Source organism: Leucobacter musarum subsp. musarum (assembly GCF_001273845.1).
Classification (GTDB): Bacteria; Actinomycetota; Actinomycetes; order Actinomycetales; family Microbacteriaceae; genus Leucobacter; species Leucobacter musarum.
Window position 1 is genome coordinate 1 of sequence record NZ_JHBW01000068.1, and the last position, 26,160, is coordinate 26,160.

Annotated in this window: 18 protein-coding genes; 7 read left to right on the top strand and 11 right to left on the bottom strand. The window is 68.2% G+C overall.

Annotation, left to right across the window (positions count from 1 at the left end; all coding sequences use genetic code 11):
• Nucleotides 1-85 precede the first annotated feature (85 nt).
• Both CH42_RS06105 and CH42_RS06110 read right to left on the bottom strand, forming a co-directional pair.
• A complete protein-coding gene (locus tag CH42_RS06105; protein WP_053352337.1) occupies nt 86-1,975 on the bottom strand; it encodes a thiamine pyrophosphate-binding protein in 1,890 nt (629 codons plus the stop codon).
• A gap of 215 nt (nt 1,976-2,190) precedes the next feature.
• Nucleotides 2,191-2,967: an IclR family transcriptional regulator gene (locus tag CH42_RS06110; protein WP_053352338.1), complete on the bottom strand. Its 777-nt coding sequence runs from the start codon at nt 2,965-2,967 to the stop codon at nt 2,191-2,193.
• A gap of 143 nt (nt 2,968-3,110) precedes the next feature.
• On the opposite strand from CH42_RS06110, the gene CH42_RS06115 reads away from it, so the two are divergent.
• Complete coding sequence (locus CH42_RS06115) at nt 3,111-5,015, top strand: FAD-dependent monooxygenase (protein ID WP_053352339.1); 1,905 nt, start codon at nt 3,111-3,113, stop codon at nt 5,013-5,015.
• Between the two features lie 113 nt (nt 5,016-5,128).
• Here the strand turns inward: CH42_RS06115 and CH42_RS06120 are convergent, their stop codons facing one another.
• On the bottom strand, nt 5,129-6,487 hold the full coding sequence (locus tag CH42_RS06120; protein ID WP_053352340.1) for an NAD-dependent succinate-semialdehyde dehydrogenase: 1,359 nt from the start codon (nt 6,485-6,487) through the stop codon (nt 5,129-5,131).
• Between the two features lie 188 nt (nt 6,488-6,675).
• On the bottom strand, nt 6,676-7,581 hold the full coding sequence (locus CH42_RS06125) for an alpha/beta hydrolase fold domain-containing protein (RefSeq protein ID WP_075205268.1): 906 nt from the start codon (nt 7,579-7,581) through the stop codon (nt 6,676-6,678).
• A 118-nt stretch (nt 7,582-7,699) separates the two neighbouring features.
• Between CH42_RS06125 and CH42_RS06130 the strand changes: the two genes are divergently transcribed.
• The 3 genes from CH42_RS06130 (at nt 7,700) to CH42_RS06140 (ending at nt 11,081) form a co-directional block, all read left to right on the top strand.
• Nucleotides 7,700-9,220 carry an APC family permease gene (locus CH42_RS06130; protein WP_053352342.1) on the top strand — a complete coding sequence of 507 codons (1,521 nt, stop codon included), beginning with the start codon at nt 7,700-7,702 and terminating at the stop codon, nt 9,218-9,220.
• 92 nt (nt 9,221-9,312) lie between these two features.
• On the top strand, nt 9,313-9,654 hold the full coding sequence (locus CH42_RS06135; protein WP_053352343.1) for a hypothetical protein: 342 nt from the start codon (nt 9,313-9,315) through the stop codon (nt 9,652-9,654).
• A 62-nt stretch (nt 9,655-9,716) separates the two neighbouring features.
• Nucleotides 9,717-11,081 (top strand): flavin monoamine oxidase family protein, encoded by a 1,365-nt coding sequence (locus tag CH42_RS06140; protein WP_053352344.1) that lies wholly within the window; start codon nt 9,717-9,719, stop codon nt 11,079-11,081.
• Nucleotides 11,082-11,085: 4 nt separating this feature from the next.
• Here the strand turns inward: CH42_RS06140 and CH42_RS06145 are convergent, their stop codons facing one another.
• The 3 genes from CH42_RS06145 to CH42_RS06155 all read right to left on the bottom strand — a co-directional run bounded on the left by CH42_RS06145 (nt 11,086) and on the right by CH42_RS06155 (nt 15,128).
• The gene (locus CH42_RS06145) at nt 11,086-11,973 is read right to left on the bottom strand and encodes a DUF4349 domain-containing protein (protein WP_239683972.1); all 888 of its coding nucleotides are present in this window, start codon (nt 11,971-11,973) and stop codon (nt 11,086-11,088) included.
• Between the two features lie 102 nt (nt 11,974-12,075).
• Nucleotides 12,076-13,299 carry an MFS transporter gene (locus CH42_RS06150; RefSeq protein ID WP_053352441.1) on the bottom strand — a complete coding sequence of 408 codons (1,224 nt, stop codon included), beginning with the start codon at nt 13,297-13,299 and terminating at the stop codon, nt 12,076-12,078.
• A 209-nt stretch (nt 13,300-13,508) separates the two neighbouring features.
• Nucleotides 13,509-15,128, bottom strand: a complete 1,620-nt coding sequence (locus CH42_RS06155) for a DEAD/DEAH box helicase (RefSeq protein WP_239683965.1) — start codon at nt 15,126-15,128, stop codon at nt 13,509-13,511.
• 338 nt (nt 15,129-15,466) lie between these two features.
• Between CH42_RS06155 and CH42_RS06160 the strand changes: the two genes are divergently transcribed.
• A complete protein-coding gene (locus CH42_RS06160; protein WP_053352347.1) occupies nt 15,467-16,759 on the top strand; it encodes an ATP-binding protein in 1,293 nt (430 codons plus the stop codon).
• Here CH42_RS06160 and CH42_RS06165 read toward each other — a convergent pair.
• The 4 genes from CH42_RS06165 to fae form a co-directional block, all read right to left on the bottom strand.
• The gene (locus CH42_RS06165) at nt 16,756-18,144 is read right to left on the bottom strand and encodes an MFS transporter (protein ID WP_075205276.1); all 1,389 of its coding nucleotides are present in this window, start codon (nt 18,142-18,144) and stop codon (nt 16,756-16,758) included. The genes CH42_RS06160 and CH42_RS06165 overlap by 4 nt on opposite strands.
• An 80-nt stretch (nt 18,145-18,224) precedes the next feature.
• Entirely contained in the window at nt 18,225-19,694 is a 1,470-nt protein-coding gene (locus CH42_RS06170) for an NAD-dependent succinate-semialdehyde dehydrogenase (protein ID WP_053352348.1), read from the bottom strand.
• Nucleotides 19,691-20,656, bottom strand: a complete 966-nt coding sequence (locus tag CH42_RS06175; protein WP_075205269.1) for an NAD(P)-dependent oxidoreductase — start codon at nt 20,654-20,656, stop codon at nt 19,691-19,693. The genes CH42_RS06170 and CH42_RS06175 overlap by 4 nt, the downstream gene beginning before the upstream one ends.
• Nucleotides 20,643-21,173, bottom strand: coding sequence for a formaldehyde-activating enzyme (gene fae, locus CH42_RS06180; RefSeq protein WP_053352349.1), 531 nt, complete (start codon nt 21,171-21,173; stop codon nt 20,643-20,645). Before fae ends, CH42_RS06175 begins: the two co-directional genes overlap by 14 nt.
• A gap of 187 nt (nt 21,174-21,360) precedes the next feature.
• Here fae and CH42_RS06185 point away from each other — a divergent pair, with 187 nt between their 5' ends.
• Nucleotides 21,361-22,329 (top strand): IclR family transcriptional regulator, encoded by a 969-nt coding sequence (locus CH42_RS06185; protein WP_082309322.1) that lies wholly within the window; start codon nt 21,361-21,363, stop codon nt 22,327-22,329.
• Between the two features lie 77 nt (nt 22,330-22,406).
• Nucleotides 22,407-26,081, top strand: a complete 3,675-nt coding sequence (locus CH42_RS06190) for a TM0106 family RecB-like putative nuclease (RefSeq protein WP_193392075.1) — start codon at nt 22,407-22,409, stop codon at nt 26,079-26,081.
• Nucleotides 26,082-26,160: the final 79 nt, after the last annotated feature.

Below are 26,160 nucleotides of genomic sequence, written 5' to 3' on the forward strand. Positions count from 1 at the left end.
GGGTGGGGTCGCGAAGAGGTCGGGGTGGGGTGGGGGGTGGGGGCGGGGCGTGGGGTGGGCGTCTGCCCACCCCACGCCGCAGTACCTACTCCGCGTCGGGGATGTCGAGGCCGTTCACGCGCTGGATCTCACGCTGGTACTCGGCAACGACGCTGCGCGAGACCCGGCAGTCGAGCAGGATCGTGCCGTACGCCCCGTTCTCCGACCAGGTGCGCAGCGCATCGAGGTCGTCGAGGCCGCGCACGCGCACGCCGGTCGCGCCGAGCGCCGACGCCATCCCAGCGAAGTCGACATCGGGGATGAGCATGGGGCCCTCGTCGAGACCCATCGCGCCGTACAGGTGCACCTCGGCGCCGTACGCGCCATCGTTCCAGACCACGATGACGGAGCTCGACGCCGTGCGGATCGCCGTCTCGAGGTCGGCGAGCGCCATCAGGCCGCCGCCGTCGCCCGTGCTGAGCACCGTCGTGGTTCCGGGCGCTGCGGCGGCCACACCGGCCACCGTCGAGAACCCCAGGCCGATCGTTTGGTAGGCCGTGCCCACCATGATCATGCGCTCGGGCGACTCCACCGGCCAGTACATGTTCGCCCATCCGAGGAAGTGCCCGCCATCGGTGGTCACGTGGCGCTCCGCGGGCAGAAGCTCCCCGAGGCGCGCAGCGACTGCACGGGGGTCGAGGCGCCCATCGGCGCACAGCCCGCTCGAGATGCCGGCGCTGCGCGCGCGCAGCGCCCCATCGGGCTCAAGCCCGGCGACGCGGTCGCGCCATCCAGCGCCGGCCCCGCGCACCGCGGTCACGCCCGCGAGGATACGTTCGACCGTTTCGAGCGCGTCGCCCTGGAGCAGCTGGTGGGTGATCGGTCGGTTGGTCTTCGGGGCGGCAACCTGTTCCGTGTCGACGCGCAGCACGGTGGTGCCCGCGCCGAAGAGATCGCCGAAGCGCATCGTGAACTGGTTGAGGCTGGCGCCGACGACGAGTACGACGTCTGCGGTCTCGACGAGCTCCATGGCGGCGTGCTGGCCGAATCCGCCGGTCACGCCGAGATCGAACTGCGACGCCGGGAAATGCCCGCGTCCGAGTGCGGTCGAGGACGTGATGGCACCGAGCGCGTCGGCCAGTTTGCCGAGCGCAGCGGAGGTGCCTGCCAGGTGCGCGCCGTGGCCGGCGATGAGGAGGGGGCGCTCGGCGCCCAGAAGTGCGCGCACGGCGGCCTCGACCTGGTGGTCTGCGGGCCGCATCTGCACGATCGAGGTCGACGATGTTGCGGGGCCGGTAGCGAGGGCGCTCGAGGAGCCGGAGCCGGAGGCAGTCGCCGCTGAGGCCTGCCCCGAACCCGACGCGGACGCGGACGCTGCAGCCACCGCCGACCCTGCGACCGATGCTGAGAGTGCCGCAATGACCGCGGGATCGTCGAGGTCGATGCCGTGAGCCGGCACGGCGGGCGCACCGGATACCACGGAAGTCACGAGTGCGGCAGGTGCTGCGACAGCCGAAGAGACAAGATCGTAGGGGATCGCGAGGACCACAGGCCGGCGCACGCGTAGCGCGTAGGCGACCGCGCGATCCACCGTGCGTTCGATGTTCGTTACCGAGAGGGTGTGCGTGCGGATGCCGAGGGCGGCCGCGAGCATTTCTTGGTCGACGTCCCACGGGCGCGGGCCCGTGCTGGGCGCGTCGCCGACGACGACGAGCATGGGGGTGTGCGCCTGCGCCGCCTCGGCGAGTGCGGTGAGCGCGTTGGTGAAGCCGGCGCCATAGGTGGTGGTCGCGATCGCGAGCTTGCCGCTCACGCGGGTGTAGGCATCGGCGGCGGCGACGGTGCCGGCCTCGTGGCGCACCGCGACGTATCGGAGGCCGAGCGCGTTCAACTGCTCGATGAGGTGGGCGTTGCCGTTGCCCATGAGGCCGAACGAGGCGGCGGAGTGGGGTGCGAGTGCGGTCGCGAGCGCGCGCACCAGAGTGGTGTCAGACATCACAGATCCTTCGGGAGGGACACGAAATACAGGGAACCGTGTATGTCTCGCCGGCGGCTTCGCTCAGCAGCAGCGCCCCTTTTTCGAGCGCCTTCTCCGGCCGGGTCGGGGTGAACCGACCGAACTGGACGATCTCATCATACTGGCGGATCGCGTTCGGTGCTCAGTGGTTCTCGCGATGGCAGAGCGGCGTTTCGCGGCCCTGATCGCCGTGCCTAGCGGTAACTCTGCGCGATGCGCTCGGCGGCTTCCTGGAGCGCATCGACAACCTCGCCGATCGTATCGGGCACTTTGAAGTGCACGACGGCGATCGCTGCGGGAGGTTCGCCGGCGATGCGCAGCGGCACCGCGATGCCCGTGACGTCATCGATCACTTCGGCTCGACTGATTGCGTAGCCGTTGCGCCGCGCCTCGCTGCCCGACTTGCTCATCTCGGGTTCGCCGAGGTACGCCTTGCGCTCGGCGCGCGTCAACGATGACTCGATTGCGTGTCCGGGGGCGCCGCGATGCAGCGGGTGGCGCACGCCGGGGTTGCGGGCGATAGTCGCGGCGACGTTCGACGGCTCGGCGGTGACGAGCGTGACGACCTCGTCGGCGTCGAGCACGGTCACGAATGTGGTCATGCCGAGTTCATAGGCGACTTCGGTGATCACGGGCATCGCGGCGGTGTGCAGCGCGGGGGCGACTCCGCGCGCCAGCACCATGAGCTTCGGGCCGAGCCGAATGTGGCCGGCTTCGTTGCGTGCGACGAATCGGCGCTCCTCGAGCGACCGCAGGATCCGGTACGCGTTCGAGCGGTGCACGCCGAGGCCGGAAGCAAGTTCGGCAATCGACATCGGTGTGCCGGCCTCGGCGAGCAATTCGAGCGCGCGGAGGCCCCGGGAGAGCGTCTGCGAGCCGGCAGTGCCGCCGGTACCGCCGGCCGCACCGGCGGTCGTGCCCGGAGCGGTGCTCGCCTCGGTCTCGGGTGCGGCGTCGCTCTGAGGGGTCATGCGTCCATTCTCTCGGATCGTTTGGGTTCGCGTGTTGCGCACGGCGCAGTCGCCACATATTCTTGCTGTGCAGTATTCAGACTGCGTGTTCAATTATAGAACACGCTCCCGGCGGCTACACCGTCGGGCAGTGAGGAGAAACAGTGCAGTTCCACCACCACGGCTACGTGTCCACCGACCCCCGCATTCTTCCCGCGGCCGGTGTCGGCCTCGACCGCCCCGCAGATCTGCCCGAGAACATCGACGTGCTGATCGTCGGTTCGGGCCCCGCCGGCATCGTCACGGCGGCGCAGCTCGCACAGTTCCCGAACGTCGTGACGCGAGTGGTCGAGCGTCGCGACGGTCGACTCGTGCTGGGCCAGGCCGACGGCATCCAGGCGCGCAGCGTCGAGACGTTCCAGGCGTTCGGGTTCGCCCAGCAGATCACGCAGGAGGCCTACCGAATCACGGAGACCGATTTCTGGAGCCCTGATCCCGAAAACCCGGGGAACATCGTGCGGAGTTCGATCACGCCCGACGACCCGAAGGGCATCAGTGAGTTTCCGCACCTCATCGTGAATCAGGCTCGGGTGATCGACTACTTCGCCGAGTACGCGCGTCGAGCGCCGGCCCGCGGCGACGTCGACTACGGATACGAGTTCGTGGGCCTCGAAGTGACGGGCGAGGGGGAGTACCCGGTCACCGTGATGCTGCGTCGCATCACGGGGTACACCGGAGCCGGCATCAACGCCGAGAAGACCAACGACGACGCGGGTGAGACCGTTATCGTGCACGCGAAGTATGTGGTCGGCGCCGACGGTGCCCGCTCCAGCGTGCGCCGGGCCATCGGCGGCACACTCGCCGGCTCGACCTCGCTGCACGCCTGGGGTGTCATGGACGTGCTCGCCGTCACCGACTTCCCCGACTTCCGGAAGAAGTGCATCATCCACTCGCAGGCCGGAAGCATCCTGCACATCCCGCGCGAGGGCAACCACCTCGCGCGCATCTACGTCGACCTGGGCGAAACCGACGAGCACGATGCGGGGAAGGTGCGCGGCACCGCCCTCGAAGACGTCATCGCCCGAGCGAACGCGATCCTGCACCCCTACACGCTCGATGTGAAAGACGTGCCCTGGCACAGCGTGTACGAGGTCGCGCACCGGCTCACCGACCGGTTCGACGACGCCGCGACGTCGCCCGACGGCAAGGGCCGAGTCTTCTTGATGGGTGACGCCTGCCACACGCACAGCGCCAAGGCGGGGCAGGGCATGAACGTGTCGATGCAAGATGGGTGGAATCTGGGCTGGAAACTCGGCTACGTGCTCGAAGGGCGTAGCCCGGATTCGCTGCTGCAGACGTACTCCGACGAGCGCTGGGTAACCTCCAAGAACCTCATCGACTTCGACCACGAGTGGTCGACGCTGATGGCGAAGAAGCCGGAGGAGTTCGAGAACCCCGGCGAGGTCGAGGAGTTCTACGTGCGCACGGCCGAATTCCCGGCGGGCTTCATGACCGAATACACCGAGTCGATGCTCATCGGGAACGACGTGCACCAGGAGCTCGCGAGCGGCTTTACGCTGGGCAAGCGCTTCAAGTCCGTGCTCACGACGCGGGTCTCGGACGCGGTCGATATCCACCTCGGCCATCACCATCGTGCCGACGGCCGCTTCCGCGTCTACGCCTTCGCTGACGCGACCGGCGAGCGACTCGATGACTGGGCGGCCTGGATACTCGACTCCGCCGACTCCCCGCTCGCCCGATTCACGCCGGAAGCAGCCGACATCGACGCGATCTTCGACGTCAAAGCCGTGTACCAGCAGCACCACCACGGCGTCGATCTCGAGCGCGTCTCGAAGCTTTTCCTGCCCGCGTCGGGCCCGTTCGGGCTCACCGATTACGAGAAGGTCTACGCAGCGCATCCCGACGACGACATCTTCGACGCCCGAGGCATCAGCCGTGACGGCGCCGTCGTGATCGTGCGCCCCGATCAGTACGTCTCGGCGATTCTGCCGCTCGACGATCCGGCGGGCGTCGCGGCGTACTTCGCCGAGTTCTTGCTCGAGCGCTGACCCGCGCCGCGCTCGCCCGCACCGCACTGCGCACATGACTGAGGCCCCCGGATCGCATCGAATCCGGGGGCCTCAGTCAAGCTGGCCGCTGCACGAGTCAGCAGCCGAAGGGCTTACTTCGCGGCGAAGCGGAAGAGCTTCTTATTCGCGAACTCAAGCATGCCGACCTTGCCGAGCTCACGGCCGTAGCCCGACTTCTTCACGCCGCCGAAGGGTACGTCTGCGCCCTCGAGGCCGGCGCCGCCGATGAACACCATGCCCACGTCGAGCTGGTTACCGACCTGCTCCGCGCGATCGAGATCGTCGCAGATGATGACCGAGCCGAGGCCGTAGGGCGAGGAGTTGGCGAGATCGATCGCCTCCTGATCGCTCGACACCTTGTAGAGCTGCGCAACGGGGCCGAATAGCTCCTGGCTGTATACGTCCATCGCCGGGGTGATGTTCGTGATGATCGACGGGGTGTAGAGGTTGCCGTCGGGGGTGTTGTTGCCCACGAGCAACTCGGCGCCCTGATCGATCGCGCCCTGCACCTGCTTCGTCAGGGTGCTGGTCGCCGCCGCCGACGACAGCGGACCGAAGTCGCCTGCCTCGTACGACTGGCCACCGATGGCCGCCTTGTACTTCTCGGCGAACGCGTCGAAGAGCGAGTCGATGACGACGATGCGCTTCGAACCGTTGCAGGCCTGCCCGGTGTTCTCCATGCGGCCGCCCACGGCGTGCTCGACCGCGTGGTCGAGATCGTCGGTGTCGAGCACGAGGAAGACGTCAGAGCCGCCCAGCTCGAGCACGCACTTCTTGAGGTGCTGGCCGGCCTGCGCGGCGACGATCGCACCGGCGCGCTCCGAACCGGTCAGCGAGACGCCCTGCACGCGGTCGTCGGCGATGATGTCGGAGAGCTGCTCGTGCGTGGCGAACACGTTGACGTAGGCGCCCTTCGGGAACCCGGCGTCGAGGAAGAGCTGCTCGAGTGCGAGTGCCGACTCGGGGCACTGCGCGGCGTGTTTGAGTACGATCGTGTTGCCCAGAATCAGGTTCGGTACCGCGAAGCGGGCGACCTGGTAGTAGGGGTAGTTCCATGGCATGATGCCGAGGATCACGCCGGTGCCCTGGAAGCGGAAGAACGACTTCAGGCCGTCTTCGACCTCGAGCTGCTCGTCGGCCAGCCACTTCTCGGCGTTGTCGGCGAACGCTGCGGTGATCGCGCCGGAGAACTCGGCCTCGCCGATCGACTGATCGAGGGGCTTGCCCATCTCGCGGTTGATGATCGCGCCGAGCTCGTCCTTGCGCTCGTCGAAGAGCTCCGCGGCCCGCTTGGCGAGGGCGGCGCGCTCGGCGACCGTGGTCTTACGCGACCAGTTCTGGTAGGCCTCCTGGGCCGACGCGAGCGAGGCCTCGATCTCCTCTGCGGTCGCGTCGGGGTACTCGGCGACTGTCTCGCCCGTAGCCGGATTGATGACGGCGAACGTGCTCATAGGTGACTCACTCCTTAGTGATCGTCGGGGTTTGTGCACGCCCAGTCTCGCACACCCTGACCACCGAGCACTACCGCCCGACGTGTCGAAATCATGCGAATGTGCCGGGGGTTCGCTGAGCATTTCGCGCGTCAAAGTGCCTCGAAACTGCGAAATCAGTTGTCACTGGTGACCGGGCGAATGGCGGATCACCGGAACGCTGCGCGCAACTCCGCCACCAGGTCGTGTCGAGCCGCGGCTCCGATGCGCGTGGGCAGCAGCGGGTACACGTGCACCTGGCCGGAGACCTCGTGCAGGGTGTGCGGCACCCCCGCCGCTGCGAGTCGCTCGATGAGCACGTGCGCGTCGGGGTTGAGCACGTCGTGGGTGCCCGAGTAGACGCTAACGGGGCCGAGGCCGGTGAGGTCGCCGAAGAGCGGACTCACAATCGGGTCGGTGAGCGGCAGTTCGCCCCGCCAGGCTTCGGCGAGCACCTCGCCGCCCGGCACCCCGAGCCAGGGGTCGTCGGGCTGCACCTCGGGAATGCGCGGATTCGCCCAGGTGAGATCGAGCGCGGGCGAGATGAGCGCGGTGTGCGTCAGGCGGACGCCGCGGTCGCGCAGGGTGAGCGCCGCCGAGAGCCCGATCTGCCCGCCTGCCGAGTCGCCGACGAGACCCACGGTGCGACCTTCGGCGTGCAGCTGCTCGACGAGCGCGACGACGCCGTCGTGCGAATCTGCCGCGGTGCCGAATGGCACGAGCGGATAGATGGGGACGACCACGTCGACGTCGACCTCGTGCGCGAGCTGCGCGATGAGGCGCCAGTGGAATCCCGAGATTTCGTTCACCCAGCCGCCGCCGTGCACGTACGCGATGACGGCACGCGGTGAGCTCGGTCGAGCGTTCGTCGACGGTGAGACCGTATAGATGGGCCAACCCGCCGACCGGGCTACGGCGACCCGCACCCCGTGCGGCAGCTTCTGCGGCGGTGCGTAGCTTGCGGGGCGCAGGGCGCGTTCGGCGATGCGATCCTGCGCGCCCTGCGCCGTGACGAAGGGGCGATTCGCGCGCAGCGCTTTCAAGACCAGGGGGACGGCGGCATCGGGAAGAATCAACGGAGCTCCTCGGGTTGGCTGCCGCCATCCTCGCAGGATCATCCGCCCCTCCGCCAGCTTCGGCGACGCGTATAGGATGAGCGCTGACGTACCGAACCTCATCGAGGAGGAGCCTGCAATGGCGAAGCACACGCTCAGTAATGCCACCGATACCGGACACATCCACGTTGGCAAGGGACTCAATCAGGGCGCGCTCGGCGTCGTCGGCTCGACCATCATCGGGCTCGCCTCGACCGCGCCGCTCTACTCGCTCGCGGCCACACTCGGCTACGTGATCGTCGCGGTTGGCGCGCAGGCGCCGCTCGTGTTCGTCGTGGCCTGCATTCCGATGGTCTTTGCGGCGTTCGCCTACCAGGAACTCAACCGCGAGATGCCCGACTGCGGCACGACGTTCGTGTGGGGTGCCAAGGCGTTCGGCCCGATCACGGGGTGGATCGGCGGCTGGGCGGTCGCGGTGTCGGCGGTGATGGTGCTCGCCAACGTCGGGGAGATCACCGGAAAGTACTTCTGGCTGCTGCTCGGCAACGAGGAGTTCGCCGACAACCGCGTGATCGTCGTGGCGACCTCGGTGGTCTTCATGGCGCTGATGACCTTTGTGAGCACCATCGGCGTGCAGATCGGCGAGCGCCTGCAAATGGTGCTCATGACGATCCAGATCGTCGCGATGGTGCTGTTCGGCGGGCTGGCGCTCTGGCACGCACTCGACGGCAGCAACGCCGGGTCGATCGCCTTCGACTGGCAGTGGTTCAATCCGGGCGAGCTGACATCGTGGTCGGGCTTCATGGAGGCCGTGCTGCTCGCGCTCTTCATCTACTGGGGCTGGGATACCTGCCTCGCGCTGAACGAGGAGACGAAGAACCCGCGGAAGACCCCGGGGCGGGCGGCGATCTCGACGATCGTGATCCTCATCGTGCTGTACGTCGGCATCTCGATCGCCGTGATGATGTTTGCCGGGTTCGGTGACACGGGCTTCGGCCTCACCAACGAGGCGAACCTCGACGACGTCTTCACCGTGCTGGGCGGCGCGCTCTTCGGGCCGTGGGGCTGGTTCCTGCTGCTCGGCGTGATGCTGTCGGCGGCCTCGTCGACACAGACGACCATTCTGCCCACCGCGCGCGGCACGCTCTCGATGGCGGTCTACCGGGCGCTGCCCGCGAAGTTCGCCGAACTGCACCCGAAGTTCAAGACGCCGTGGTTCTCGACCACGGTGATGGGGGCGGCGGCGATCGTCTACTACGTCGGCATGTCGATTCTGTCTGAAGACATGCTCGCCGATTCGCTCACCTCCATGGGCCTCGCGGTCGCGCTCTACTACGCGATCACCTCGTTCGCCTGTGTCTGGTACTTCCGCGACACGCTGCGAGACAGTGCCCGCAACCTGTGGATGCGCGGCATCTTGCCGGCTCTCGGCGGCATCCTGCTCGCCTACGCGTTCGTGCAGTCGTGCATCGACATGATCAGCGTCGATTACAGCTACACCGTCATCTTCGGTATCGGCGGCGCCTTCGTGATCGGCGTCGGGGCGATTCTGCTCGGCTTCGTGCTGCTCGGCATCTGGTGGCTGCGGCCGAACGCGAAGCCGTACTTCCGGCGCGAGAGCCTCAACCGCGATACCCCGATCCTCGTTCCCGACGAGTAGGCCGGCCGGATCGCCTGAACCGTTACGGGGTCTTCACGGAGTCGCGCGCGACCTGTGACGGCCCCGTAACGCACTTCCCGTGGAATAGACGCATGGGTGAGCGGCTGCAGATGAAGAAGGTCTTGTCGATCTGGATCGGCATGTACCCGGTGAACGTGGCAACGTCGTGGGTCATCACGATGCTGCCGTGGTGGGGCGGGGTCGCGATTCCTGCTCGATCGGCGATCGTGGTGACCGTGGTCGCGCCGATCATGACCCTGGTCATGATGCCGGCCGTCACTCGACTGCTCGCTCCGTGGCTGCGTCGGCGACCCGAGCACCGCGAACACGAAGCGCAACTCTGCGCCAGGCTCGACGCGCTCGCGAGCGAACTGGCTGCCGTCTCGCTCGTCGACGCGCCCGGGCACTCCCGCTCGCCCGCAGCTCACCGCTAGTCTGAGGACCACGCGAAGGAGCGGGGCGCGCGGCGTCTCGCGGCGGAGCACGGGAGGTCACAATGGAGCGATTCGACACGGTGGTTGTCGGAGCCGGCGTTTCCGGACTGACCGCGGCGCGGTTTCTCGCGCTCGCCGGGCAGCGGGTGGTCGTGCTCGAAGCGCGCGATCGCATCGGCGGACGCACGTGGAGCGAGCGCGCCGACGGGGTCGCGACCGACGTCGGAGCCTCGTGGATTCACGGCATCGATGACAATCCGCTCTACGACGTGGTGCGCGCGTTCGGGATGCGCGCGGTCGAATTCACGGTCGGCAGCTATCAGCCGGGCGGCCGGTCGATCGTTTATTACGGCGTCGATGGTGCTCCGCTCACCGCGGCGGAAACGAGCGCGTTCATCGCGGATGTGCACGCAGCTGATGCGCGACTCGCCGAGACGATCGCGGCTGCCGAAGCCGGGGCCAGCTACGCCGACGCGATCGACCGCACCCTCGCCGCACTTGAGTGGGACGACGAACGCGGCGCGCGCGTGCGGGAGTTTCTGCGTCACCGCTCTGAAGAGCAGTACGGTGCGTCGGCAGAGCGGCTGGACGCGCACGGGCTCGACGATGATCAGGTCGACGGCGACGAGGTCGTCTTTCCTGACGGGTACGACCGGTTGGCGCATGGTCTCAGCGCCAATCTCGACATCAGGCTCGAGCAGGCGGTGCAGCGCGTCGACTGGTCGACTGGCGGGGTTAGGATCACCACGAGCCGTGCCGAATTCACCGCCGACCGTGCGGTCGTGACCGTGCCGGTCGGCGTGCTCAAATCAGACGCGTTCGTCATCGAGCCGGCGCTCCCGGAACCGGTGGCGCACGCGCTCGCCGGACTCGAGATGAACGACTTCGAAAAGGTGTTCCTTCGCTTTTCAGAGCGCTTCTGGGACGAACGCGTGTATGCGGTGCGTCGACAGGGGCCGGCGGCTGAGTGGTGGCATTCCTGGTACGACCTCACCGGGCTGCACGGGGTGCCGACACTGCTGACGTTCGCCGCCGGCCCTGCCGCGAAGGCGACGCGCGAGTGGAGCGACGACGAGATTGCTGCGTCAGTGCTCGCCTCGTTGCGTGAGATCTACGGGGTCGCCGTCACCGACCCCGATGTCGTGCGCGTGTCGCGCTGGCGCGACGATCCGTTTGCACGCGGATCATACGCGTTCATGACGCCCGGGGCACGACCGGAGGAGCACGATCTGCTCGCGACTCCGATCGGTGACGCAACGGGGGCCGGTGCCGTGCTGCACCTCGCCGGCGAGGCGACCTGGACGGAGGATCCGGCGACCGTCACTGCGGCACTCCGGTCAGGGCACCGTGCCGCCGAACGCATTCTCGGGAGGGCACTCGACTTCGCGACCCTCGCACCCGAGGTGCCGACGTCGACCGCCGACTAACCTCCTACGACTCGCGCCTGTGTGCGCGTCGTCGCTGCACCGAGCGCACGATCCACCAGGCGATGCCGGCAACGGCGCCGCCGAGCACGAGCCAGGGGAGCAGCACGGCGATGAGCACGAGTGCGCCGGCACCGGCGGCTCCGAGCGAGCCGACCCCCGCGACCAGGCCTTCCCAGAAGTTCTGGGGCCCGCCGCCGGGCAGCGTGCTCGGCGCGGTCAGCGTCACGAAGATCGTGGACTGGTCGACCTGATCCTCGAGCGCATCGAGCTGCGCCTGCAGCCCATCGAGGTCTTGCTGACGCTGCGACAGCGCGGTCTCCGCTTCGATCAGCTCGCTCGTCGACGCCGCGCCCTGCATCAGCTGCGTCAGCCGCTTGACGGAATCCTGCAACGCGTCGACCCGCGCCTGCAGGTCGACGTGCTGAACGGTGACGTCGACCGATGAGCGATTCTGCGAGACGACCTCGCCGAGGCCGGTGAGCGCCTCGAACGCATCATCCATGCGATCGGCGGGAACGCGTACGGTCAAGCTCGCGCTCTCCGAGAAGCCGTCGCCGCCCCGCGTCAGGTTCTCCGACTCGATCGTGCCCCCGACCTCTGCGACTGCCGCGCGTGCGCGATCCACCACGTCTTCGGGGTCGGCGATCTCAATCGTGAGATCGCCGGTCGCGATCACGGACTCACCGGCGGCATCTGCACCACTGCTCGGTTCGCCGCCTCGCTTGCCGCTCTGCACTCCGGCCTCGGGCAGGGCCTGGTCGAGGAGCGCCGTGGAGCCGCCGGCGGCCGAGGCGTCGGAGGTGCTCGACGAGCCGAACGCCGTGCATGCGGTGAGCGGAGCAATGATGAGCGCGGCCGCGACGAGCGCGGGCAGTGATCGACGGAGGTGCATGGTCACACGATAGAGGCGAATATCGCGCTGTCGAGCGTCCGCGGCTGTGTGAATACTGCGCGTGGCCGTATCGTTACCGATGCGTCCCCTGACCCCGTCGGGTTAGGGGAGCGGAATCGTGAGCGTGCCGGTCTCGGTGGGCGGCTCGATCGAACGGCCGCGCAGATCGGGCATCCACTTCATCGTCGCGAGCGCGACAATCGTGCCGCAAAGCAGCAGCGTCGCTGAGACGAGGATGGCGCCCTGTGCCTGCGCCGCGTCGATCGCTACGCCGGCGAGCGCCGAACCGATGGCCACACCGACGAGCTGGCCGGTGCCGATCCACCCGTAGGCCTCCGCAGTCTCAGAGAACCGCACGGTGGAGCTCACGATGGTCGAGATCGCCGCAAAGGTCGGTGCCGTGCCGAGCCCGCCGATGAAGAGCACCGCGCTGAGCCACCAGATATTGAGGCTGACGAGGCACGCGAGCGTACCGACGAGCACGACGAGCAGGCGCAGCGCAGTCGACCAGGGCCGCATCTCGCGATGGCCGATGAGCAGGCCGCCCACGAGCGAACCGCCGGCGAACACGGCGAGCACGATGCCCGATTCCATGCTGCCGTGACCGCCGTGCGGCCCCGCGAAGGCGGCGACAATGCCGGCTTCGATCGCGGCGAACGAGGCGACAAGAAAGAAGCCGATGACGGTCGAGATGACCACGGTGGGGTAGCGCAGCACCGCGCCGAGGCCGCGCTTCGACGGCGGCAGCACGACCGTGCCGAGAGCCGGGCTCGAAATGAACCACGCGCCGCCCAACAGCATGAAGCCGGCGGCCACGCAGAGCCCAGCGGTCGTTGAGAACTGCGAGGTGACGAACACTGCGACGACGGGGCCGACGACCCAGATGATCTCTTGTGCCGATGCGTCGAGCGAGAAGAGCGCGGAGAGCTGTTTGCCCGGAACGAGTTTCGGGTACAGGGTGCGCACGGCCGGCGTGATCGGCGGGGTCGAGAGTCCGACGAGCAGCGCGATGCCGGTGACGATGACCAGCGGCAGATGCACGACGGCGATGAGCACGAGCAGCACGGCGCAGGCGATCGAGGTGACGGTCAGCACTGGGCGCATGCCCCAGCGCCCCATGAGACGGCTGCTCAGCGGGCCAGAAATCGCTTGGCCGATGCTCTGCGTCGCGAGCACGAGCCCAGCAGAACTGTAGTCACCGTAGGCGAGCTGAATGTGAAGCAGCACGATGATCGACAGCATTCCGAAGGGAAAACGAGCCAGCAGCTGCGAGCCCAAAACGCGGAACACCCCCGGGTTCCGCCCCAAATCACGATACACGCCCATCAGGCGAGTATACGCGTGAAATCCGCGCAATTCGAGCCGATGATCGCCGATTTCGTGCGTCGAGTGGGTGAAGATCACGCGAATCCGAGGCGAAGTGTGCCTGCGGGGACGGAAAGTGTGTGGAGCAATGCACGACGCCGGGCGAATCTTCTCACGAGAGGATTCGCCCGGCGTCGAGATCACCGGTGCGGCGGGACACCGCACCGGCTTCAACTGCTGGTGGAGTAGACCGTGCTGCTGCCGCCGCCCTGAGCGCGACGACCGGTGCGACGACGTGCGCCGTCGCCCCCGCCGCGCTGCTCGCCCGAGCGGCCCTGGCCGCCCTGGCTGCGCTGCTGGCCGCCGCGCTCGCCCTGCGGCTGCCCGCCCTGGCCGCGACGCTGGCCGCCCTGGCCCTGGCCACCCGAACGACGGCCCTGTCCGTCGCCCGATTGGCCCTGCTGCTGGCCGCCCTGACCACCGGCGCTGCCGGCACCCGACGCGCGGCCGCGGCCACCGCGGCTGCGCTTGCGCTTTGCATTGGCACCCGTGCTCGAACCCTGCCCAGCAGGGTTGTGGCCGGCGGCCCGCTGCTGCGCGGCCTGAGCCTCAGCGCGCTTGCGCTCGGTCTCGCGCGCGTCGACGCGCGGCGCGACCTCGCCGATCAGCTCGAGTACCTCGGGGTCGACGGTTGCTGCGTTCGGGTTCACCGAGCGGGGCTTGACGTTGATCTTCGCTGCACGCATGATCTGGCGCATCTCGCCCCGCTGCTCGGGGAGCACGAGCGTGACGACATCGCCCTCGTTGCCGGCTCGCGCCGTACGCCCGGAGCGGTGCAGGTAGGCCTTGTGCTCGACCGGGGGATCGATGTGCACGACGAGATCGACGCCGTCGACGTGCACACCGCGGGCGGCGACGTCAGTGGCGACGAGCACCTTGGCGTCACCGCTGACGAACTCGGCGAGGTTGCGATCGCGTGCGTTCTGCGACAAGTTGCCCTGCAGCTCGACTGCGGGGATGCCGCGGGCCGTGAGCTGCTTCGCGAGCTTCTTCGCCTGGTGCTTCATGCGGGTGAAGAAGATGCGACGCGCGGTGCCCGAGGCGAGTGCCTCGATGAGCGCTTCCTTCTGCTCCTTGCCGGCGACCTCGAAGACGTGGTGCGTCAGCTGCGGCACCGGCGACTCGGCTGAATCGACCGAGTGCAGGATCGGATTGTGGAGGTACTTCTTCACCACATTGTCTACGCCGTTATCGAGCGTCGCGCTGAAGAGGAGGCGCTGGCCCTGCTTGGGGGTCGCGTTCAGGATGCGGGTGACGACGGGCAGGAACCCCATGTCGGCCATGTGATCGGCCTCATCAAGCACGGTGATCTCGACGCAGCTGAGGCCGACGAGACGCTGCTTCATGAGATCGTCGAGACGGCCGGGAGCGGCGACGACGATGTCGATGCCGCCTTCGAGGGCGACTTCCTGGCGACGCTGCGGCACGCCGCCGAAGATGGTGGTCACCTTGACGCCCACCGGGTCGGCGAGCATCTTGACCGTCTCGGCGATCTGCGTCACGAGCTCACGCGTGGGAGCCAGCACGATGGCGCGCGGGCGGTTCGGGCGACGCTTCTGGGCGGCGCCCTCTGCCAGGTTTGCGACGAGGGGGATGCCGAATGCGATGGTCTTGCCCGAGCCGGTGCGGCCGCGGCCGAGTACGTCGCGGCCGGCGAGGGTATCGGGAAGGGTATCGCGCTGGATCGGGAAGGGGGCGGACTTGCCGTTCTTCGCGAGTGCGTCAGCGATGGGGGCGGGGACACCGAGCTCGAGGAACGTGGGCGTCTGAGGAGTGGTCTGTTCGGTCACGGGGACCTTTCGTGCACAGGCGCGAGCGTGCATCAGTCGCGCAGCACCGGTGCGGTGGGCGAGACGAGCAGCGTCGCGGCAATGTCGGCGAGTGCGCGGTTGCGCATCCGTTCGCCGCGGAGAGTCGGAGGTCTGGCAGCCGCTCACGGGCCGCCGCCTGCTGAGAATCAGCGACGCACGAGCCGGCACGGCCGACTCGCAACCGCCAGTCTAGCGGAGGCGACCCTGAGCCGTCATCCTGCCGAGAACTTTCCACAGGCGGAAATATCCGCGATCTTTCGTCCACAAGTTGCCGAGAGCGCATGTTGCGGTCGGAACGGTTCTGCCAGCATGAGCGCATGACTCGTATCACGATCCGCGAATTCCACGACGACGACCTCGACGCCGTTGTTCGGCTCTGGTGGGAGGCGCGCTCCACATCGGAACAGCCCGTCTACTCGCTCGCCGAGGTCACGGCGTCGTGTCGGGAAGACCACGCGATGGTCGCCGTCCGAGACGATCGCATTGTCGCGGCGGCGGTCGGTCGTGCCGCACACGCGCAGGGGTGGATCGTGTTCTTCGGCGTCGATGAGAACGCGCGCACGGAGAACATCTCAGGGGCGCTGCTCGACGCGCTCGAGCGCAAGATGGCGCCTCTCGGGCTGGGCACGCTGTCGGTGCTCATGCCCGAGGGCAGTCGCATCGATCTGCTCACCGCGAACGGATTCCAACTGCAGCACAACCTCCGTTACCTTGAGCGGCAGATGCCGGTGCAGCGGCGCGAACTGGAGGTGCTCAAAGACCTGGGCGGTCGCATGCTGCCGCGCCACCTGTGGGAGCAGGTCGCGGGTATGCGCCGCGAGAAGCAACTGCTCGAAGAGCGCCTGGTCGCGCCGCTCGCGCAGCCCGACCTCGCCGATCGATACGGCGTGGTGCCGCCCCACGCGGTGATGCTGTTCGGGCCGCCCGGAACCGGCAAGACGACGTTTGCGAAAGCGGTGGCCTCGCGGCTCGACTGGCCATTCGTCGAGGTGTTCCCGTCTCGGCTCGGCGATGGTTCCACGAGTATGGCGTCATCGCTGCGCAGCGTCTTCGAGCACATCGCGGAACTCGAGCACGGCGTCGTCTTCATCGACGAGGTCGAAGAGATCGCGTCGCAGCGCAGCGACCCGCCGACGCCGACCCAGGGGGTGACGAACGAACTCCTGAAGATCGTCGCCGACTTCCGCGATCGCGAGGGCATGCTGCTCGTCTGCGCGACGAACTTCGTGCGCGCTCTCGACGCCGCGTTCCTGCGTCACGGCCGATTCGACTACGTCCTGCCGATCGGTCTGCCCGATGCCGAGGCGCGCGAGGCGATTTGGCGCAGGTACGTGCCGAGCGGCGTTGCGGAGGCGATCGACTTCGCTCGTCTGGTCAACGAGAGCGACGGGCTCACCCCCGCAGACATCGAATATGCGGCTCGGCGCGCCTCGCAAGACGCGTTGGCGCGAGTGCTCCGGGGCGGCGCGGGGGCGGCTCAGGCCACCGGATCCCGCACCGACCTCACGAGTGACGACTACCTCGCCGCGCTCGCCGTGACCCGCGCGACGGTCTCCGAGGAACAGCAGTCCGCGTTCCTCGAAGACATCGACACGCTCGCGCGGCTCTAACGGGCGTCGGCGTCCCGAAGGTCGGGGAGCGAGACAAGACCCGAGTCGCTCAGCGACTGATGCTTCGTCTCGGGAGCCCAGAGCACCGACACGATGAGCCCGACTGCCAGTACGCCGGCGAGCACGAGCATTGTCGGGCCGACGCCGAACGACGCCATGAGCACGGGCAGCAGGAAGGTGCTGATGACCGACCCCAGTCGACTGATCGCCGTGGCGAACCCGATGCCCGAAGAGCGCACCGGCGTCGGGAAGCTCTCCGCAGGGAAGACGCCCACGAGATTCGAGACGGCCGACAGTACGAAGGTGAAGACGGCGAAGAGCACGACCGACACGACGGTGGCAGCGGTCGGCGCGAGCGCCAGCGCGACCAGTGAGCAGGTCAGCACGATGAGGGATCCGATGAGGAACCCGCGACGTGTGAACTTGGCGGTCGCCCAGATGCCGGCAAGCGCGCCGGCGAGCAGGAAGACGTTGAGGTACACCTCGACGGCGTAGCCGCTGCCGGTGCTCGCGAGGTTCGAGAGGCCCATGCTGTCGAGGATGTTGGGCAAGAACGTGTAGATCGCGAAGTAGGGCATGACGATGCACGCGAAGAAGATGCAGTTGAAGAGGGTGCGCCGCAGATACCTGCGGCTGAAGAGCGCCGAGAAGCCGCCGGCCTCGGTTTCGACCTCGCGCTGCATCACGACGTTCGTGCCGAAGTGCTTGTCGAGGATCGCGCGAGCCTCGGCATCGCGCCCCTCGCGCTGCAACCAGCGCGGCGACTCGGGGGTGCCGATACGGGCGATCAGCACGATGGCGGCGATGAAGCCCGGCGCGATGAGCATCCAGCGCCATGCATCCTCGATACCCGACTGCATGAACCAGATGCCGAGCATCGTCGCGAGCACGTACCCGAACGTCCAAATCACCGAAAACGACCCCAGGATTTCGCCCCGTCGCTTCTGCGGCAGGATCTCGGCGAGCATCGCGTGGCCCACGGCGTAATCACCGCCGATTCCGAGACCGAGGATGATGCGCAACGCGAGCAACTGCCAGGGTTCCTGCACCCAGAACTGCGCGAGCGTCGCAACGGTGATGACGACGAAGCTGATTGTGAAGATCTTCTGGCGGCCCAACCGGTCGGCGACCGAGCCGAAGAGCATGGCCCCGGCGAAGAGACCGAAGAGCGCCCCGGCGCCGAGCGCACCCGTCCACCAGGCGTTCAATTCCATGGCACCCTGCTGGCCAATGAGCACGATGGCCATGCCGATGATGCCCACGGCGAAGCCGTCGTTGAAGTGCGCGCCGAAGGTCAGGGCGGTGATGCGGAAGTGGAATCGGTTGAGCGGCAGATGATCGAAATCGACGGTCTGCGTCTGCGCTGTGGGTGTGGTCTGAGTCATGTTCTTCGCTTTCGGCGTCATTGACGATAGTCGACCGGCCCGGGAGCGCGGGCTTCCGGGCCGGTCAGATGATGGGGGAGTTACGAGGCGAGGGGATCCGCGATGCCGACGTACACGGTCTCCAAGAATTCGCAGATGCCCTCAGCGCCGCCTTCGCGGCCGAGACCCGACTGCTTCACACCGCCGAACGGTGCAGCCGGGTTCGAAACGAGCCCGGTGTTGAGCCCGAACATGCCGGTCTCGAGACGCTCTGCCAGTCGCAGCGCTCGGTTGAGGTCCCGCGTGTAGGCGAACGCGACCAGCCCGTACTCGCTGGCATTCGCGAGGCGGATCGCCTCCGACTCGTCGGCAAAGGTCACAATGGGCGCGACCGGCCCGAAGATCTCTTCGCTCAAGATACGCGCGTGCTGGGGCACCCCGGTGAGCACCGTGGGCGGGTAGAAGTACCCCGCCGTATCCGCGGGCGCGGCCCCGCCGAGCGCGATGGTCGCTCCTTCGGAGACCGCCTCATCGACGAGCCCCGACACCTTGGCGCGAGTCGCCTCGTCGATCAGCGGGCCGATAGTGACTTCGGCGTCGAGACCGTCGCCCTGCACGTACCCCGCCATGCGCGCAATGAGCTTGCGCGAGAACTCCTCGGCGACGCGCTCGTGCACGAGCATGCGGTTGGCTGCGACGCATGCCTCGCCGCCGTTGCGCAGCTTGGCGACGAGCGCTCCTTCGACCGCCGCGTCGACGTCGGCGTCTTCGAACACGATGAACGGGGCGTTGCCCCCGAGTTCCATCGACACGCGCAGCACCTGATCGGCCGAGTCGCGGATGAGACGCTTGCCGGTCGGGGTGGAGCCGGTGAACGAGAGCTTGCGCAGTCGATCGTCGGTGATGAGCGGGCCCGTGACCGCTCCCGCCTGCGACGTCGGAATGACGTTGACGACTCCCGCAGGGACGCCGGCTTCGAGCAGGATCGCCGCGAAGGCGAGCGCCGTGAGCGGCGTCTGCGACGCGGGCTTCAGCACCGAGGTGCAGCCGGCCGCGAGCGCCGGAGCGATCTTGCGCGTCGCCATCGCCAGCGGGAAGTTCCACGGGGTGATGAAGAGGCTCGGGCCGACCGGGCGGTGCAGCACGAGCAGGCGGCTGCGGCCGTCGGGGGAGAGCGTGTAGCGGCCATCTATGCGCACCGCCTCCTCCGAGAACCAGCGCAGGAACTCGGCTCCGTACGCGACCTCGCCGAGCGATTCGGCGAGCGGCTTGCCCATCTCAAGCGTGATGATGCGGGCGAGTTCGTCGCGGCGCGCGATGGTGAGCTCCCAGGCGCGGCGCAGAATCTCACCGCGCTCGCGCGGCGGCTTCGCGGCCCAGGATTCCTGCGCCGCAACCGCGGCATCGAGCGCCGCGGCTCCGTCGGCCACGCTGGCGTCGGCGACCGAGGCGAGCGCTGCCCCGGTGGCCGGGTTCACCACGGTGATGGTCGATCCCGAACTCGCGTCGCGCCATTCGCCGCCGATGAGCAACTGCGTCGGCGTGCCCTCGGGGAGCTGGGCCGCGCTCACGCGGCGGCCTCAGCCGAAGCGACGTCGGCCTCGGCGGGCAGCCGCAGCTCGGTGCCGAGCAGATCTTCATACAGCTTGAACGGGGTCATCTCGCCGGCGCGATCGCCGTAGCTGCGCTTCGCGCGGCGATAGATCTGCTCGACGAGCGACGACAGCTCCGCGGGAATGCCCACCGATCGCGAGAGGTCGATCGAGAGACCCAGGTCTTTGCAAGCGAGGGCGATGGCGAACCCTTCGTCGTAGTCGCCGTGGTCGAGAATCGACCGCACGTCGTGCTCCAAGAAGTTGCTATTCGCGGGGCTTGCGATGAGTGAGCGGCGCAGCACATCGAGCTCGACTCCGGCTGCCGTGCCAATCGCCAGAACCTCTGCGGTCGCCACAAGATGCGAGAACCAAAGCTGGTTGATCATGAGCTTGACGGCGTAGCCGGCGCCGGGGCGGCCGACGTGCAGAATGCGCTTGGGATCACCCATTGCCTCGAAGACCGGGAACAGAGAGGCGAACTGATCGTCAGTCGCACCGACGAAGATCTGCAGGGCGCCGTTCGCCGCACCGACGGACATGCCGCTCACCGGAGCATCGACGATCTCGATGCCGCGTTCGGCCGCCTCGGCGCGCACGTGATTCGCGACGTCGGGCACGGAGGTCGACATGTCGATCCAGGTCTTGCCCTGCGAGAGCCCGGCGAGCAGTCCGTCGGTGCCCTGCAGTGCGGCCTCGATGATGCGCGGCGTCGGCAGCATCGTGATGACGACGTCGCTGCGACGGGCGACGTCAGCGGCAGTGTCGGCCCACTCGGCTCCGGCGGCGAGCTGCTCGGCAGCGGCTTCGCGGCGTACGTCGGTGACGACGAGACGGAACCCGGACGTCAGCAGGTTGCGGGTCATGCCCGACCCCATGTTGCCGAGGCCGATGAAGCCGACGATGGTGTTCTCAGTGGTGTGAAGATCAGCGTGCGACACTGTTCGCCACCTCCTCGCTGGGGGTGTAGAAGGGATTTGACGTGGAATTGCGGAGTGCGACGACCTCGGCCGGGCGCGGGGTGTTCTCGGCACCCGCGATCAGCGCCTTGCGGGTGGCCTCGCGGTTGTTGCGGTAGATCTCGTCGTGGTCATCGGTGCCCGGGTTCACCCAGACGGCGACGATGAGCGCGTGGGAGTCGGCGAACTCCTGCGAGATCACCCCCTCGGCGACGGCGTCGGCGACGCCTGCCGCGACTCCCGCCTGCGCCGGGCCCCAGATCGCGGTGCCGTGGAAGTCGCCCTCGGGGGCGGCCTTGGAGACGAACAGGGTCATGGGCTTGACCGGAACGGACGGCTGCATGACCGCGACGAACGGAACGAAGCCGGCGCTCGGTGACGCGAGCGCGGTCGCCCATGCGGTGCCGACTGCGCCGCGACGGTCGCCGAAGACCGTGTTGATGTGTGCGGCATTGACGCCGCTGCCGACGAAGCATTCGCCGAGCTGAACCGTGTCCATGGGGACCTCGCTGTCTGGGATTCGGGTGGTGTGGACGCGCAGGTGCCGAGGCCCTGCGCTTCGATCTCGCCTGCCGAGCGTGCGGCAGTGAGGATGACGATAAGAAGCCGTCGCCGATATGCGCAAACTTGGTTGCGCATATCGGTACCGTGGGGCATGCTGAGGTGCAGAATGAGAGGAGGGCGACGTGACTGAGCCCACTGCGACGGCGCCACGAGCGTCGTCGGCCAGCGCATCGACGTCCGCTGATCCGGAACCCCTCGAGGCCGCCGCCCCAACCGGCGCCGATGCGCGGCGCACCAATTCCGCAGGGCTCGGCCGAGACATTCGTCTGCTCGAATTGCTCGCGAGTGACGGCTCCACTCGCGTCGGCGGGTACGGGGTGACTGACCTCGCCCGCCTCACCGGACGCAGCAAAACGGTGGTATCTCGCGCGCTCGCCACACTCGCCGAGTCGGGGCTCGCGGCTCGCGACGCCCGCACGGGTCGGTATTCCGTCGGCCCGAGACTCTTCGCGCTCGCCGCACGATCATCAGAAGCGCAACTTGTCGCGAGCGGACGCCCGGTGCTCCGCGGTCTCGTGCGCGCCACCCACGAGACCGCGCACCTCTGCGTGCTCGCGCACGGCAACGTACTCACGCTGGCAAGCGAGCTCAGTCCGCACGAGCTCCGGTCAGCGGGGTGGGAAGGCACGGTCACCGCGGCGTGGCGCACCTCGTCGGGCCGCGTACTCGTCAGTGACTGGGACGAGCCCTCGCTGCATGCCTGGTACCGGGCGCACGGGCAGGATCGCACCGTCATCGATGACCAGGTCTTCGGGCGCGAGGCGAACCCGTTCTTCCTGCTCGACGAGCCCCCAGCGCTCTCTCGCATCTCCGACTACGCAGGTCTGCAGGCCGAGATCGACCGCATTCGGGGGTGCGGGTACGCACTGCTTGACGAGGAGCTTGAAACCGGCATCGTCGGGGTCTCTGCACCGGTGCGCGATCACACCGGACGCATCATCGCCGCGGTCAACGTCAGTGGGCCAAAAGAGCGGCTCGGCGACAAGCTCGACGCGCTCGGAGCCGTCGTGCGGCAAGCCGGGGCGGCGCTCTCGCAGACGCTCGGCGGCGGCGATGGGGCAGTGCGCACGAATGTCGGTGGTGCGCGGTAGCGTCGAGTGCAGCGGCCCCGAGTTCTGGGTGCGCCTCGCGTCTGTTAGCGGATGCGTGATCGACGAGAGGAGCGCGCGTGTTCGTGCAGCAGCACCCTGACGGGTCGGGCTATCGGCTGGTCACCAGCGCCAGCGACCTCACCGCAGCGAGCAACTGCGAGTTCGCGTTCCTGCGTCGACTCGACGCCAAGCTCGGGCGCGATGTGGTCGTGCCGCCCGACGACGACCCGATGCTGCGCCGAGCCGCCCAGCTGGGCGACGCGCACGAAGCACGCGTGCTGCAGGCGTATTTTGCCGAGCTGGGGCCTGGTTCCGTTGGGGAGCCGGGCGGCGTCGTCGAGATTCCGCGCCCGACGTCGATGTCGGCGCAGCACCTCTCCGAGGTCGCCTTCGCGACCGTCAACGCGCTGCTCGGCGGTGCCGATGTCGTCTTTCAGGCCACCTTCTTCGACCCCGCGCAACGGCCCGCCCGCGACGATGTACCCGAGATCGGCTTCGTGGGGTTCGCCGACTTCCTCAGGCGACGCCCCGATGGCCGATTCGAGGTGCAAGACACGAAACTCGCTCGGCGCGCAAAGGTGACGGCCCTGATGCAGCTCGCGGCATATGCCGAGCAGCTCGAACGGGTCGGGGTGCCCGTGCATGACAGCGCAGTGCTCATTCTGGGCGACGGCGCCGAGTCGCGTCATCGCATCGCCGACATCGCCCCGGTGTTCCGCGCGCGCCGCCAGCGGTTGCACGCACTCATCGCGGAGCGCGCAATCGCGCGCGGGAGTGACGGTGCGATCGGATCGGCGCCACCGGTGGCCTGGGGGTCGCTCGATATCGTCGCTTGCGGTCGGTGCGAGGTGTGCGAGCCCGAGATCGAACGCACCCGAGATCCGCTGCTCATCGCAGGCATTCGCGCGGCGCAGCGCGACGCGCTCGTCGCGGCGGGCTTCGATTCGCTCGAGCGCGTCGCGGCGCTCACCGTGTCTGATCCGAGTTCCGAAACCGTGGTACCCGGGGTAGCGGCACCGGTGCTGCACCGTCTCGCCCAGCAGGCGCGTCTGCAGTGCGAAGTCACCGCAGATGCGCCGCCTCCGGTTGCTGTCGTCGACGCGGCGGCGCTCGCCGCGATCCCCGCCGCCGATGCCGGCGATCTCTTCTTCGATTTCGAGGGCGATCCGCTGTACCGTGCTCCGGGCCCCGACGGCACCGCCCGCTGGGGCATCGACTACTTGTTCGGCATGGTCGACGTCGACGAGCAGTTCACCGCGCTCTGGGCGCACGACCTCGACGCAGAGCGCGAGGCGCTCGAGCAGTTTCTCGAGCTGGTCGCCGACCGGCGGCGTCGGTTCCCGGGTATGCACATCTACCATTACGCCGCCTACGAGCGAACGCACCTGGCTTCAATCGCCGCCCGGCACGGCGTCGGCGAGGCTGAAGTCGACGCACTGTTCCGAGACCATGTGCTGGTCGATCTCTACCCGATTGTGCGCGCAGCGCTGCGCATTGGTACAAGCTCGTACTCCATCAAGAAGCTCGAACCGCTCTACATGGGCGACGCGCTCCGCGATGCCGACGGGGTCACGTCGGGCGCTCAATCAGTCACCGAATACGCCGAAGCGAGTGCTCAGTTGGGCTCGGCCGATAGTGACATTCGTGCCGAGGGCCAGCGCCGCATGGACGCCATCGGCGACTACAACGCATACGATTGCGTCTCGACACTGCACCTGCGCGACTGGTTGCTCGAGATTGCTCAGGCTCACGCCGTCACACCGTATACACCCGCACCGCTCGCCGAGGCCGGCGGCCCGCAGCTCGACCTCAGCGCGACCGGAGTGGCGCTCGCCGCGCACGCGGAACGTCTCGCGAGCGACGGGCAGCCCGGCGACCGCACAGCGGCAGCCATCGCCGCCAGCGCGATCGACTATCACGAGCGTGAGCAGAAGTCGTTCTGGTGGGCGCACTTCGCTCGGTTGATCGACCCGGTCGAAGATTGGGCCGACACGCGAGATGTGCTCGTCGTTGACCCGCAACGGAGCCGGGTCGTCGAAGCCTGGCACACGTCTCCGCGCGCCCGCAGCGAACGCAGGCACGTGCAACTCGCCGGTGCTGCAGCACCCGGGTCGCGCTTCCGCGACGACGGTGACGCGTTCGCCGTGTACGCCTACCCGGCGCCGTTCCCGCAGTACGGTGCTGCGCCCGGGTCGCGAGGCGCCCGTCAGGTGACGGTGATCGAGGGCCACGATGACGGTGCGGTGATCCGAGAAACGGTGCCCGCGGGCGTCGAGCCGTTTGCTGACCTGCCCGTGGCGCTCACCCCGGGCCCTCCGCCTCGAGCGGGTGCGCAGAAGGGCGCGATCGAGGAGTGGGGTGCGGGCCTGGCGCGTTCGCTCGACGCCGGAGCTTTCCCCGCCGACCCCGTAGTCGATCTCCTGCGTCGCCAGCCGCCGCGTCTGCGTGGAGGCGACGAACTCGTCTCTGAACATTCAGCTGAGGCGATCGCGCTCATGGGCGGTGACGCCGAAGCGGGCCGCATCGGGGCCGTCATCGCCTCCGTGCGCGCGCTCGACCGCTCGGCGCTCGCCGTGCAGGGGCCGCCCGGCACGGGTAAGACGTATCTTGCTGCGCGGGTCATTGCGCACCTCGTCGAGCATCACGGCTGGTTGATCGGGGTCGTCGCCCAATCTCATCGGGTCGTCGAAAATGTGTTGAGCGGTGTGGTGTCGGCGGGGTTGCCGGCCGGGCTCGTCGGCAAGGCGACGCAGCGCGGCGCATCTGCCGCAGACATCGCCGCACTGCCGTTCACCGCGCTGCGAAGCGGGGGGCAGGCCGCGTTTCTCGCCGGGCACCAGCGGGCGGGTCGCGGAGCGGTCATCGGTGGCACCGCATGGGACTTCAGCAACGCAGACCGCGTGGGCCGGCATCAGCTCGACCTGCTCGTCGTCGATGAAGCCGGCCAGTTCTCCCTTGCGCCGACGATCGCGGCATCCGTCGCCGCGAGGCGACTCCTCCTGCTCGGAGACCCGCAGCAGCTGCCGCAGGTCTCGCAGGGTTCCCACCCCGAGCCCGTCGACACCTCGGCACTCGGCTGGCTCGTCGGTGATCACGAGACGCTCCCCGAGCAGCTCGGGTACTTCCTCGCCGAGACGCGGCGCATGCGGCCCGAACTCGCTGACGTGGTGTCCGAACTCGCGTACGAGGGGCGTCTCCGCGCGCATCCCAGCGCATCGCGGCGCGAAGTGACGGGCGTCGGCCCTGCCGGGCTGCATTGGCACCCGGTGCGGCACTTCGGTAACGCGACCTCATCACCGGAAGAAGCCGAGACCGTTGTCGCGACCGTGCGAGCGGCGTTGGCGGGTCGGTTGCGCGAAGCCGGGGGGCCGGAACGGCCGCTGACCGCTGCCGACCTCATCGTCGTCGCCGCCTACAACGCGCAAGTTGAGTGCGTGAGCGATGCGCTGCGCTCCCATGGCCTGGGTGACGTGCGCGTTGGCACGGTCGACAAGTTCCAAGGGCAGGAAGCGGTGATCGCGATTGTCACGCTCGCGGCGTCGAGCGCCGCAGACGTGCCGCGCGGCCTGGAGTTTCTCCTCATGCGCAACCGACTCAATGTGGCAATCAGCCGCGCGCAATGGTCCGCTCATCTCGTGTCATCTGACCGCCTCGGCGACGGGCTGCCGACAAGCGCCGAAGGCGTGACCGCTCTGTCGGGGTATCTCCGTCTTGTGGAACGCGCGCACGCCGCTAACGTGGAGGCATGGTGAATCCCGGAGGTCCCATCAAGACACCGCCGTCACGCGGACTGCCCCCGCTGCCTGCCGACGGTGCAGCGGCCGAGGTCGG

Coding starts and splice junctions, on each gene's coding strand:
- CH42_RS06165 (WP_075205276.1), bottom strand. CDS start 18,144: ATGACTCAGACCACACCCACAGCGCAGACGCAGACCGTCGATTTCGAT.
- fae (WP_053352349.1), bottom strand. CDS start 21,173: ATGGACACGGTTCAGCTCGGCGAATGCTTCGTCGGCAGCGGCGTCAAT.
- CH42_RS06120 (WP_053352340.1), bottom strand. CDS start 6,487: ATGAGCACGTTCGCCGTCATCAATCCGGCTACGGGCGAGACAGTCGCC.
- CH42_RS06130 (WP_053352342.1), top strand. CDS start 7,700: ATGGCGAAGCACACGCTCAGTAATGCCACCGATACCGGACACATCCAC.
- CH42_RS06105 (WP_053352337.1), bottom strand. CDS start 1,975: ATGTCTGACACCACTCTGGTGCGCGCGCTCGCGACCGCACTCGCACCC.
- CH42_RS06110 (WP_053352338.1), bottom strand. CDS start 2,967: ATGACCCCTCAGAGCGACGCCGCACCCGAGACCGAGGCGAGCACCGCT.
- CH42_RS06145 (WP_239683972.1), bottom strand. CDS start 11,973: ATGCACCTCCGTCGATCACTGCCCGCGCTCGTCGCGGCCGCGCTCATC.
- CH42_RS06140 (WP_053352344.1), top strand. CDS start 9,717: ATGGAGCGATTCGACACGGTGGTTGTCGGAGCCGGCGTTTCCGGACTG.
- CH42_RS06150 (WP_053352441.1), bottom strand. CDS start 13,299: ATGGGCGTGTATCGTGATTTGGGGCGGAACCCGGGGGTGTTCCGCGTT.
- CH42_RS06160 (WP_053352347.1), top strand. CDS start 15,467: ATGACTCGTATCACGATCCGCGAATTCCACGACGACGACCTCGACGCC.
- CH42_RS06135 (WP_053352343.1), top strand. CDS start 9,313: ATGGGTGAGCGGCTGCAGATGAAGAAGGTCTTGTCGATCTGGATCGGC.